Source organism: Lutibacter sp. B1, from assembly GCF_012524075.1.
Classification (GTDB): domain Bacteria; phylum Bacteroidota; class Bacteroidia; order Flavobacteriales; family Flavobacteriaceae; genus Lutibacter.
In genome coordinates, this window is record NZ_JAAZUI010000001.1 from 39,862 (window position 1) to 53,172 (window position 13,311).

The 13,311-nt window shown below is 29.3% G+C and carries 9 protein-coding genes; 5 read left to right on the forward strand and 4 right to left on the reverse strand.

Annotation, left to right across the window (positions count from 1 at the left end):
- Nucleotides 1–53: 53 nt before the first annotated feature.
- On the reverse strand, nt 54–1,124 hold the full coding sequence (locus HGB55_RS00155; RefSeq protein WP_247649164.1) for an isochorismate synthase: 1,071 nt from the start codon (nt 1,122–1,124) through the stop codon (nt 54–56).
- A gap of 3 nt (nt 1,125–1,127) precedes the next feature.
- On the reverse strand, nt 1,128–1,547 hold the full coding sequence (locus HGB55_RS00160; protein ID WP_168813447.1) for a PaaI family thioesterase: 420 nt from the start codon (nt 1,545–1,547) through the stop codon (nt 1,128–1,130).
- A gap of 74 nt (nt 1,548–1,621) precedes the next feature.
- On the opposite strand from HGB55_RS00160, the gene HGB55_RS00165 reads away from it, so the two are divergent.
- Nucleotides 1,622–2,128, forward strand: a complete 507-nt coding sequence (locus tag HGB55_RS00165; protein WP_168813449.1) for a plasmid pRiA4b ORF-3 family protein — start codon at nt 1,622–1,624, stop codon at nt 2,126–2,128.
- 20 nt (nt 2,129–2,148) lie between these two features.
- Here the strand turns inward: HGB55_RS00165 and HGB55_RS00170 are convergent, their stop codons facing one another.
- On the reverse strand, nt 2,149–3,210 hold the full coding sequence (locus HGB55_RS00170; protein WP_168813972.1) for a hypothetical protein: 1,062 nt from the start codon (nt 3,208–3,210) through the stop codon (nt 2,149–2,151).
- Between the two features lie 89 nt (nt 3,211–3,299).
- Here HGB55_RS00170 and HGB55_RS00175 point away from each other — a divergent pair, with 89 nt between their 5' ends.
- From HGB55_RS00175 to HGB55_RS00190, 4 genes are all read left to right on the forward strand, one after another.
- The gene (locus HGB55_RS00175) at nt 3,300–4,199 is read left to right on the forward strand and encodes an ABC transporter ATP-binding protein (RefSeq protein ID WP_168813451.1); all 900 of its coding nucleotides are present in this window, start codon (nt 3,300–3,302) and stop codon (nt 4,197–4,199) included.
- A gap of 2 nt (nt 4,200–4,201) precedes the next feature.
- The gene (locus HGB55_RS00180; RefSeq protein WP_168813452.1) at nt 4,202–5,029 is read left to right on the forward strand and encodes an ABC transporter permease; all 828 of its coding nucleotides are present in this window, start codon (nt 4,202–4,204) and stop codon (nt 5,027–5,029) included.
- A gap of 71 nt (nt 5,030–5,100) precedes the next feature.
- Nucleotides 5,101–8,553 (forward strand): T9SS type B sorting domain-containing protein, encoded by a 3,453-nt coding sequence (locus HGB55_RS00185; RefSeq protein ID WP_168813454.1) that lies wholly within the window; start codon nt 5,101–5,103, stop codon nt 8,551–8,553.
- Nucleotides 8,554–8,645: 92 nt separating this feature from the next.
- Nucleotides 8,646–12,203, forward strand: coding sequence for a T9SS type B sorting domain-containing protein (locus HGB55_RS00190; protein WP_168813456.1), 3,558 nt, complete (start codon nt 8,646–8,648; stop codon nt 12,201–12,203).
- A gap of 5 nt (nt 12,204–12,208) precedes the next feature.
- Here the strand turns inward: HGB55_RS00190 and HGB55_RS00195 are convergent, their stop codons facing one another.
- Entirely contained in the window at nt 12,209–13,279 is a 1,071-nt protein-coding gene (locus tag HGB55_RS00195; protein ID WP_168813458.1) for a phytase, read from the reverse strand.
- Nucleotides 13,280–13,311 lie beyond the last annotated feature (32 nt).

A 13,311-nucleotide genomic window follows, 5' to 3' on the forward strand; every position in this document is an offset into this window, starting at 1 on the left:
CACGTACATATTCGTCTAAACTTCAAAAAGAAAATTAAATTTAGTGGTTTCTTTTATAAAATACTTTTCATAATTTGAGCCTTAGATACTGTTTCTTCCCACTCTTTAACAGGATTACTATCTATAGTTATACCTCCTCCAATAAATAAGTTTATACACTTTTTATCAATATTCATACATCTCAAATTCACAAATAAATTAGTTGAATTATCTACATTTAATTCCCCTAAATAACCCGAATAATAAGCTCTGCTATACCCTTCGTTCTCTAAAATAAACTTAGTAACAACTTTTTTAGGCAGTCCACAAACTGCAGGTGTTGGATGAAGTGAATTGATAAGGTTCTCCAATAAATCTAAACTCTTTAATTTACCAAAAATATCGGTTCTTATATGCACCAAATTTCCGGCCTTTACTGTATATGGTTCACTTACTTTAGTTATAGCAACTGTAGTTTTTAAGTTTTCTAAAATAAAATCGGTTACAAATTGTTGTTCTTGCTTTTCTTTTTGTTCCCAAATTACATTGGTGGTTCCTATATATTTTTGAGTTCCGGCCAAAGCAATTGTTTTAAATTGATTTTTAGTGATATTAATCAATCTTTCTGGTGTTGCTCCCATCCACAACCCAACTTTAGGATGATACCACAAATACACAAAAGCATTTTTGTAGGTATCCAACATTTTTTTTAATGTATGTACTACATCAAAATCCGTATATTCTATTTTTTCTTTTCTTGATAAAACAATTTTTTGAGCGTTTTTGTTTTTTATATACTCCACTCCTTTTTCAACTAATACAATATGTTTTTCTTTTAATTTTTCATCACTAACAATTGATAGTTTTTTTAACGAATTTGATGTACCTATAACAATATCATTATTTATTTTAACAGAGAAGGTTACACTTTTCTCTATCGGAAAAATTACTCTTTTTTCATTATTTTCAAAAGGAGCAAAAATAAATCCGGTTTGTTTAAAAGAGTCTAATTCAAATAACTCATCTGTTGTTTGCATATAAGCAAAAATGATTTGTTCATTTGGTTTTCTATAAACTACAAATGGTTTTTTAGATAAGTATATCTCTTCAATTTTAATAAAAAAATTTTCTATTTCTTTATTCAATTTTTAATTTTTAGGTAAAATAATATTGGTTAGTTTACAAATTGAAATTAAATTATTTTGATCATCGGTAATTTTAATTTCAATTAAATGTGTAGTTCTGCCTTTATGAATAAACTTAGCGGTTGCTGTAACTATACCATTTTTAACACTTTTTAAATGATTAGCAGAAAACTCAATTCCTCTAACAGTATAATTTTCTTTGTCAATAACTAAAAGCGAAACCGGGCTGCCAACACTTTCTGCCAAAGCCATAGTAGCGCCTCCGTTTAAAATACCATCGGGCTGATAAACTCTTGAATTTACCGGCATTGTGGCAACTAAAAAATCATCACCATAATCAACATATTTTATATGTAACGTTTCCATCAAGGTATCTTTACACATACTATTAAAAAGCTGAAGTGTTTTTTCTTTATTTTTCATAATAAAATGTTAGTGTGTAAAAATAAGAATTAAAACTTTATATTACATTTGTATATAATTTAAAGTGTTTAAACATGGCTTATAAATTTAGAGTTATACTAGACGTTGAAGAAGATGTTTTTAGAGATATTGTTTTTAATGATAAACTTTGTTTAGAAGATTTGCATTACACAATTGCCAAATCTTTTGGGTTTAATGGACAAGAAATGGCTTCTTTTTACAGAACTAACGATGAATGGGAACAAGGTGACGAAATTCCTCTTTTTGACATGTCGGAAGATGGTAGTTCTTTATCTATGCAAAACTGCTCTATAAAAAGTATTTTTAAAAAGAAAGGTGATAAACTAATTTATGTATACGATTTTTTCTCAATGTGGACTTTTTATGTTGAGTTATCTAAAATTATTGATGATAAAAATGTAGACTTGCCAAAAGTAGTTTTATCATTTGGTAATGTGCCCGAAAAAGCTCCCAAAAAAGAGTTTATATCTGATGATGATGACGATTTAGATGATTACGATTTATTTAATGATGAAGAGAACTTTAAAAATTTAGATGATTTAGATTTTGATAATTATTAATTACACTTTAAATCTATACATTATCTAATAATATACGTATTTACATTTTCGTAATTTCTTACCACAAAATCAAAAGCAACTTTTAGTATTTCTCCCATAGAATTACATTTTTTAAAGTTTTTATCTTTAGTATATTCTACTAAATCCATTTTTAATTGATGTATTTTTTCCGGAGTTGAAATTCTATCGTTTACCATACAAGCCAACAAATCATTAACTCTTTCTTGAGCTCCTTTAATTCTCCTTGCAATAGCAGAACGTTCTTCTTTTTTATATTGCTCAATTGATTCTTTTTGTAAATTATCAGTAACCATTTTTACAAAAGGATAATTTTCTTTGAAAAATTGAGGAAAGTACACTTTTAAATTTCCTTCAAAACTTTGCTGATCAAAATCCATAGCTCTAATTCTGTATTCAACCTGATCAAAATCGTACGATGCAACAATTACGTAATTATACGAACGCATATCACCCAATAAACGAATCATACAACGTTCATTAAATTTTACAAACTCTTTAGAAATTCTTTTTTTTCCTCTAACCGAAACTGTATTTAAGTTTTCTGCTATAAAAACATCTCCGGGAATTCCTAAAACATGTTCTTCAATTAAAGTGTCTTTATAAATTAAAAAATTTATATTATTTGGAGATAAAATATGCTCTAATTCTAAACCGTAAACTCTTGAAGCATCAGCTTTTTTAACGTATAAATACGTGTGGTTGTCATTTAAAATATTTCTAACTTTAACTCTAAAAGGTTTTGAATTTCCAAACGTACAATAATCAATTGCATCAACTGTTAAAAAGGGTAAAGAATCTTCACTTCCATCTCCATGCAAAATCATATACATTCTTTTTAAGCTCAAATCAATTTCATCTCTTTCATGTTCAGAATAATACACTCTTACCCACAAAGTATCTTCTCCATTTTTATCGTAAACTACAATAGAACCTGCAAAACGAAGCAAATCATCATAAAAAACAGGAATTTTAATATTTCTATTATATTCTGTTAAATAATCATACAATTGTTCGTTTATTGGAAACGCCGGTTTTTTCTGTGAAATTAGTTTTTGTTGCATCATAAAAATTCAAATTCTTTCAAATTTAGTATATTGCTGTAACAATATTAAAAAAATATCGTCTTAATTTTATACTAAACAAAAATATATTGGAAACAATCTTATCAATTAACAATCTTAATAAAAAATTTGGTAGAATCCATGCCGTTAATAACTTATCCTTTACTATTAAAAAAGGAAATGTATATGGAATACTTGGTCCAAACGGCAGTGGAAAGTCTACCACACTAGGTATTATTTTAAATGTTGTAAATAAAACTTCGGGGGATTTTAATTGGTTTGACGGTAGTTTATCTACACATGAAGCTTTAAAAAAAGTAGGTGCAATTATAGAGCGTCCAAACTTTTATCCTTATATGACTGCCATTCAAAACCTTGAATTGGTTTGTAAAATAAAGGAGATTCCTTCCGCTAAAATTGAAGAAAAACTTAAAGCTGTTAATCTTTATAAACGAAAAAATGATAAATTCAGCACCTATTCACTGGGTATGAAACAACGTTTGGCAATTGCTTCGGCATTGTTAAACGATCCTGAAATATTGATTTTAGATGAACCTACCAATGGTTTAGATCCACAAGGCATTCATGAAATTCGTCAAATCATAAAAGATATTGCTGCAAACGGAACAACCATTTTATTAGCTTCACATTTATTAGATGAAGTAGAAAAAGTTTGCTCACACGTTGTTGTAATTAGAGAAGGTATTAAATTGTATTCGGGTAGCGTTGATGAAATGACTGCTTCTTTTGGTTTATTTGAACTTAAAGTGGATTCAAATTCTGAAAAACTTATCGAGTTACTATCAAATTATGAAGGAATTTCATCCGTAAAAAAAGATGAAGATAAAATTATAGCTACTTTAAATAAACCTATTGAAGCTTCAGAAATCAATCAATATGTATTTAAAAACGGCTTTGTTTTATCACATTTGATAAAAAGAAAACCAAGTTTAGAGCAACAATTCTTAACAATAACTAATAACAACTAACAATGCTACGACTACTAAGTATTGAAATTCACAAATTAAAACACAACCGTGCAAGCAGAATTTTAATTATCATTTATTTTGCATTGTTAACTTCTATTGCATTAATAGCTGCAGTAAAATTTGATATTGGTCCGGTACAATTTCATTTAGCTGAACAAGGTATTTTTAACTTTCCTTACATCTGGCATTTTAATACCTATATGGCAGCTATTTTTAAATTTTTTTTATTGCTGGTTATTGTTTCAATGATGGCTAATGAGTACAGTAACAAAACTTTAAAACAAAATTTAATTGATGGCTTGAGCAAAAAAGAGTTTATACTTTCAAAATTCTACACAGTTATTTTATTAGCTTTAATTTCTACAATTTTTGTATTTATAGTTTCATTAATTCTTGGATATATTTATTCCGATTTTAATGAAATTTTAATAGTTACCACCGATTTAGAATACTTATTTGCGTTTTTTATTAAACTTGTTGGATTTTTCTCCTTCGGATTATTTTTAGGAATTTTAATTAAAAAATCGGCTTTTGCAGTAGGAGCTATGCTGGTGTGGGCAATGGTTGAAGGATTTGCCAAAGGTATGTTTCATTGGAGATTTGAAGGTCATGTAGATGATTTGATGAGAATATTTCCATTAGAAGCTATGAGCAACCTAATTAAAGAACCTTTTACACGTTTAGGAGCGGTAAAAACTGTTGCAAAACAAGTAGGTGAAGATTTGTCTAAAGATTTTTCGGTACAACTTTTAGATATTCTAATTGTTACTTGTTGGACAGCTATTTTTGTATACCTATCATATTGGTTGTTAAAAAAACGAGATTTATAAACATTTAACAAAATGTTCCTTGGCTAATTAATATATTTGAAGATTAGATTGTTTATTACAATTTTCTTTGAATGAAAAAATTAGTAGTACTTATATTTCTGTTAACCACAATAACAACCTTTGCTCAAGGTGAAGCCAACTATTGGTTTTTTGGTGAAAATGCTGGTTTAGATTTCAATACAAATCCACCCACAGCAATTACGGGAAGTTTAAATACAAAAGAAGGCTGTTCTTCTTTTTCTGACAAAGACGGAAATCTGTTATTCTATTCTGACGGAACTACAGTTTGGAACAAAAACCACAAAGTAATGCCTAATGGAACCGGATTAAAAGGAAATGCTTCAAGTACACAGTCTGCAATGATAATACCTCGTCCTGAAAGCAGTACTGAATTTTATCTTTTTACAGTAGGCGCGGCAATTAATGGAGGCAGATATGGTTTTTATTATTATACTATCGACATTACAAAAGATGGAGGTTTGGGTGATATTGTTGATGGTCCCATTGATTTAACCGAAGGCAGAGCAGATGATTGGACTGAAAAAGTAGCCGCAATTATAGGTAACGAATGTAATACATATTGGGTTATTTCATATGTTGAAAATGAATTTTACGCTTATAAAGTAACCAAAAACGGTGTGGCAGCCACACCTGTTAAATCAACTGTTAATTACAGCACGTATGACAGAAGAGGGTATTTAAAAGTTTCACCTGACGGTACAAAAATTGTTATAGCTCACTCGGCAAATTATAATGGAATAGATAAAATTCCCGGAGCAGTTATACTATATGATTTTAATGATAGTACCGGAATAATTACCAACCCTCAAACACTACCACTTAACACCCAAGGCAATTACCCTTATGGCATTGAATTTTCACCTAACAGTAAAAAATTATACGTTAATGCTTCTAATGATTACTATAACTTAGAATATCTAGAATATAATAATCCTAATAATCATTTTTCAACTTTATTTCAATTTGATATAAGTTCACCAATATTAGCAGATATAATTACATCAAGAGTTATCATAGATTCTCAAAATTTATTTAGAGGTGGTTTACAACTAGCTCCCGATGGTAAAATATACAGAGCCTTATCAAAAACCTATGATATTGGAATACCGTATCTAGGCGTTATTGAAAGCCCAAATAAAGACGGTGTGGCATGTAATTATAAACATAAAGCTATTTCATTAGGAGATAATAATTCAACACAAGGCTTACCTCCTTTTATAGCTTCCCTTTTGCTTCCTATTGAAATTACTGATGGCATAACTACACAAAACTTAAACAACACAATCGTAAAAAGGTGTTTAGGAGAGAATTATCAGCTTTCAGTACAAGATATCCCAGGTACACCTACTTATAAATGGACATTTAATGGAATTGATTTAAATATAAATTCTTCAATATTAACCCTTACTAATTTAGATTATACACACTCCGGTATTTATAATTTAGAAGCTGAAACTATTGATGATTGTGGATTTAAAACAAAATATTTAGGTGAAGTTTCTATTGAAGTATATGAACCTCCTACCATTACAAAACCTGAAAATATTTTACAATGCGATACTGATAATGATGGTTTTTATAATTTTGATTTAAACACTTTAAGAGATACTGAAATTTTAAACAAACAAGATCCCACTGAGTTTGAAGTAGTTTATTTTGCCAATCAAGCAGATGCAGATGCAAATAACAATCCTATAATAATGCCATATACTAATTCAACTTCTTATGGTATTGATACTTTAATTGCGCGAATTCATAACAAACAAAATCCTATTTGTTTCGAAACAGAAACATTTACTCTACAGGTTTTTGAATCTCCAAATCCACCAACAAACATCACAAATCTATCTCAATGTGATAGTAATTTAGTAGGTACAGATACTGACGGATTTGAAGTTTTTGATTTAACTGAAAAACTTTCAGAAATTTTAAATGAGCAATCATCTTCTGATTTTACCATAAAATTTTATTCTGATGCTACGCTTACTAATGAAATTACCAATTCAAATACGTTTCAAAACACCACACCTAGTTTACAACCTGTTTATGTAACAATTACCAATAATTACAATCCTGATTGTTTTATAACAACTTCTTTTAATGTTGAAGTATATGAACTCCCAAAAATAACATCTAATGTAGTTTATGAACAATGTGATTTTGATTCAAAGCCTAATGATGGTAGAACTACTTTTAATTTATCAACCAAAGAAGCTGAACTAACAAAGAACAATTTAGAGAGTACAGAAGTCACTTTTTATGAAATAGAAGATACTTCTTTAAGCAATCCGGTTTCCAAAACAGATTATATAAATCTAAGCGGTCCGTATCATACTTTAACTGTTAAAGTAGAAAATACAGCTATAGATTGTTATACTACAGGAACTATTGATTTAGTGGTTTCTCCAACAAGTTTAAAAAACTATCCTCCTATTAATTCCTGTGAAATTAATGAAAATCAGAACATACAAAATGACGCAAAAAGTGAAGGTAATGGTAGAGCTATATTCAATTTTAATGAAATAAATAAAATCATAAAATCTTATTTTTTAACGCCTGTAACTGTAGAGTTTTACCATAATAGTAGCGATGCTTTGAAACAAAGTGACAGTATTTTTGGAGTCAAAATTTATACTCCGCAAGAAGTTTTTGTCAGAATTGAAAACAAAATAACTAAAGCCTGTGAAGAAGGTGGCATTTTAAAATTAGAAGTTGAAAAATTACCCGAACCAAACGGCGATGAAACTGAACAAATTTTATGTGTAAGTAAGCAAATAGATACTTCACATTTAAACTCAATAACTTTAGATGGTTCTACAGGAAATCCTAATGACCAGTACCAATGGTATTGGAATGACATTGAACTAACAGGAGAAACATCCCCAATCCTAATAGCAACTAAAGAAGGTAATTACAAAATTGAAGCATACCGTGACCTAACAAATTATAGCGGATTCTTCTGTACAGGATACAATACATTTAATATAAAAGAATCAAACGCTCCTACTATTTCAATAAACGATATTGAAGTAATTGATGATTCTTACAACAATTCTATCACAATAAATACTGCTAATTTAGGTATTGGAAATTACGAATTTGCAATTGATGATATTGACGGTTCCTATCAAGATGAGCCATTATTTGAAAATGTTGCTCCTGGAATAAGAACTGTATATATTAGAGATAAAAATTTATGTGGTATTGCACAAATTGAAGTTCCTGTAATAGGTTATCCTAGATTTTTTACACCAAACAACGATGGTTATAACGATACATGGAAAGTGTTAGGTACAAACGAAAATTTCTATCCAAATTCCAATATTTATATTTTTGACAGGTTTGGAAAATTAATTACCCTAATTGATCCTAAAGGTGAAGGTTGGAATGGTAGTTTTAATGGAAAAATTTTACCTGCTGCCGATTACTGGTTTTCTGTTGAATTAATTGATAGCAATGGAAATATCAAGGTGAAAAAAGGTCATTTTAGCTTAATACGATAATTTTAACATAATAATTCTTATTTTTTCAAGTTTAACTTACTAAAAACAAGATATTTATATATATCTTTAACAATAAAAATTTCATTTTTAAAATGAAAAAGTTATTCTTTTTATTGCTAATTCTTTTCCCCTCAATTTTATTTTCTCAAAAAGAAGCAGCAATTTGGTATTTTGGTCAATATGCCGGGTTAGATTTTAACTCTGGAGTACCTGTTCCTATTTATAATGGTGAATTATATACTTATGAAGGCTGTGCTACAATTTCTGATTATCAGGGTAACTTATTATTTTATACCGATGGTGTTACAGTATGGGATAGAAACCATAATATAATGCCTAATGGTACTAACTTATTAGGCGATGCTTCAAGTACACAATCTGCAATAATAGTTCCAAGACCAAATAATATAAACCAATATTATATTTTTACTGTGGATGCAAGGGGAAATTCACCTTTATCAGCAAATGGTATAAACTATTCAACAGTAGATTTAACCCTTAATGGGGGTTTGGGAGATATCATTTCTAATGAAAAAAATATAAATTTAGTTTCTCGTGCTTATGAAAAAATAACTGCAGTTAAACATGCCGATAATAATTCTTATTGGGTTATAACTTTTATTACAGATCAATTTTTAGCTTGGAGAGTTAATGCTACAGGTATTGATACTAATCCAATCGTTTCAAATAACAATATATCGAGAGCTAATGATTCTAGAGGATATTTAAAAATTTCACCTGACGGAACTAAAATTGCTTGTGCCAATTTTGGGGTGCAACAAAACTTAATGATCTACGATTTTAACAATGCTACTGGTATAGTTTCCAATGAAATTGAATTAGATTTTGATGAAAGTGATGATAACCCTTATGGTGTAGAATTTTCTAATCAAAGTCAAAAACTTTATGTAACTACCAGCAAACTTGATAACGAGATCCATTCACCTCCCGGAAGATTATATCAATTCGATATGCTAAGTGCTAACATTCAAAACTCTAGAGTATTAATACATGAAACATCCGTAAATACTCGTGGTGCTTTACAATTAGCTATTGATGGAAAAATATATAGAGCTTTGTCTGTTATTGAAGAAGATCCCGGAGGTACTAATTATTTAGGAATTATTAATAATCCTGAAACCGATGGTTTAGCTTGTAATTATACACATAATGCTCTTGATATAAGTAATGGAGAATTAAACCGTAAGGTTTTTGAAGGTTTACCTCCTTTTATACAATCCTTTTTTTTAACTTCAATTTCAGCAAATGATGTTTGTTTTGGAAATGAAACCGAATTTACTGTAAGCTCTTCCGTTCAACCTACAACTATCGCATGGGATTTTGGAGATCCTTCAACAGGAATTAATAATACATCAACAGAACTTAATCCTACTCATATTTTTTCATCTCCAGGTATTTTTACTGTAACAGCAATAGTTACTATTGGTACCGAGACATCTACTCTAACATTAAATGTTACAATATATAATGAACCTATTGTAAATTCACCTGTAACACTTGTTCAATGTGATGATGATTTAGATGGAATCGTAGATTTTAATTTAGAAGAAGCTAATACTTTAATCTCAGAAGAAGATCCTTTACCAACAATTACCTACTTTACAACAGAAACTGCAGCAATAGATAATACTAATTCCATTTCAAATCCGACAACTTTTTCGAACGAAACTATTTCAACTGTTTGGGCAAGAGTAGAAAATACATCAGACTGTTTTGCAATTGCTGAAGTTATTTTAGAAGTTGTATATAATGAAATTCCTGAAGGTTTAATACTAACTTTTGAAGAATGTGATGATTTAGTTGATAATGATGATTCTGATGGAATCGCTACTTTTGATTTTAGCAGTGTTACAACTCAAATTTTAGATGCATTAGCTCCCGAAACAAATTTTATTATAACGTATTATGAAAACATAGAAGACGCCTTAGCTGAACAAAATAACATTACCCCTTCTAATTACAGAAATACATCATCACCAAACACACAACAAATTGTTGTTAGAGTTGATGATTTAGATAACAATTGTTTTGGATTAGAATATATTACACTAATTGTAAACCCAGTTCCAAAATTTGATTTGTTAGAATTAATTGAATTTTGCTCAAACTCAACAGATTTAAGTTTTGGTATTGAAAATCCCATTGGTATATATAATTATATTTGGAGAAATGAAGAAGGTACAGAAATTGCTTATACTCCAGATATTACTGTAGATTCTAGTGGTTTATATTCGGTAACTGCAATAGATACAACCAATACATGCGAGAAAGTAAAGTCTATTCAAGTAACAATTAATAACGCTCCGGTAGTTACAACGCCCGTTACACATACAGAATGTGATGATGATACTGATGGTTATTTTGATTTTAATTTAGAAAATGCTAATTCTATAATTTCAAACGAAACTCCAACACCAACTATAACTTATTTTCTAAATGAAACTGCTGCTATTAATAATAGTACAACTGATGCAATAGCAAATCCTACTGTATTTTCTAACGAAACTTCTTCAACTGTTTGGGCAAGAGTAGAAAATGACTCGAATTGTTTTGTTACTGCTCAAATTAATTTAGAAGTTATTTCAATCGAAATTCCTAGTGATTTAATGCTTATTTTTAATGAATGTGATAATATTTATGACAATGATGAAACCAATGGTATAACTACATTTAATTTTAGTGATGCCACAAATGAAATTTTAAACATACTGCTTCCTAAAACTAATTTGGCAGTAACATATTATGAAAACATAAATGATGCTACAAATGAAGTAAATAGCATAAATCCTTCTAACTACAGAAATACATCTTCACCAAACACACAACAAATTGTAGTTAGAGTTGATGATTTAACTAATACATGTTATGGTTTAGGTTACCACATAACTTTAAATGTAAATCCTGTACCTCAATTTGATTTATTAAACACTGTTTCATTATGCTTAAGCTCTTCAAATACAAATATTGGTGTTGAAAATCCATCAGATGATTTTAATTATATATGGTTTGATGAGTTTAACAACGAAATTGGTTATACTCAAAGTATTTCTGTTTATTCTGATGGAGAATATTCAGTAACTGCAACAAATGAATTTAACTGTACTAAAACCAAATCAATTATAGTAAACAGTAATGAAGTAACAGAATTATTAGGATTTAATATTAGCAATGTTATAATTACCGATAATTCATCAAACAACACCATTACTGTAGTAACAAATAATTTACCTAACAGTGTATATGAATACGCAATTGATGATGGGGAATACCAATCAAATAATTTATTTGAAAATGTTCCTGCCGGAATTCATACTGTTAGAATTATTGATATTGAAAACTGTTCTGAAAGTTCTGTTGAAGTTTCCTTAATTGGTATCCCAAACTTTTTTACACCAAATTTTGATGGATATAACGATACTTGGCATGTAACAGGAATTGAATTTCAGCCAAACTCTAACGTATATATTTTTGATAGATTTGGTAAATTAATTGCTGTTTTAGATCCGTTAGGACCCGGATGGAATGGTTTATATAAAGGAAACCCTTTACCTTCAACAGATTATTGGTACAAAGTTGAGCTAGATGATGGTAGAGTTTTAAAAGGGCACTTCAGTTTAATTAGACGATAATTTTCTTATTCTGAAAGTTGTAATTTATCTGCTATTTTTCTCCAATCAACAATTTTAAAATTCTGATTTAAAGAATCCTTTCCTTGTGTATTTGCTCCATCTTGAGCAATAAAAAAACCTTTTGGATATTTTGTACCAAACGAAACGTTTGTTACATCAATACCATCAGTATCATAAGTACCATCAATTGTACCATCATCAATTTTAAAACTTCCTTGGTACTGATTTGTAATTCTATCGAAAACAGCATAACTGTTATTTCCTTGAGATGATAAAATTACATATCCTTTTCCTTCACCTGAATCATAAATGGTTACACCTTCAAAATCATCTTTCATATTTAGTGCTCTTGTAGATATAACTCTAACCCTCTCATTCATTTTATTGGGTTCAGCTTCATATTTCCACAAAGCTTTATCTTCTTCAGCAACATATAATTTCCCGTAAAAATCATCGGCAACTATACCCTCAGTTTGTGTTGACAATACAATATTTCTAACTAATTTAGCGTCAATATATCCTTTCTTTTCAAAAAGTTCCCACTGCTCTACTCCTCCATCTTTTCCACAAATAAACACATAAATTTTGTTTGAAATGTTGCTTTTGTACATTCCTAAACCATATACTTCTTTTAATTCAGATTTTATAGGTCTTGCAGCTACATCAATTAACTCACCTGTTTGTGGGTTTACAATATGAACAGTAATAGTGTTATACGTTCTATTTGAAGCTGTAACAACCGAAACCTTTTGACCTTTATATAAAAACCCATTTCGTATATCAACATTATTTACTCTTCCTACCGGATATGAGTACAGTTCTTTTCCTTCTAAATTATAAACAACCAGTCCATTTTGTTTGTTAGTTCCAATTATAGTCGACTTCATTACATCTGTTGGATGAATCCATATACAAGCGTCATCAGCTGCATCATCAACTGAACTCACAGGCTCTGTTTCTAAATCAGCAAAAACTGAAACCACCGGTTTTAATTTCATATCAATTTGTTCAATTTGCTGTGGTGGTTTACAACTAAAAATTACTAGTATAATTATAAAATATAGTCTGTTTTTCATTGGTAAAAATTTAGATACACAATGTACAGTAA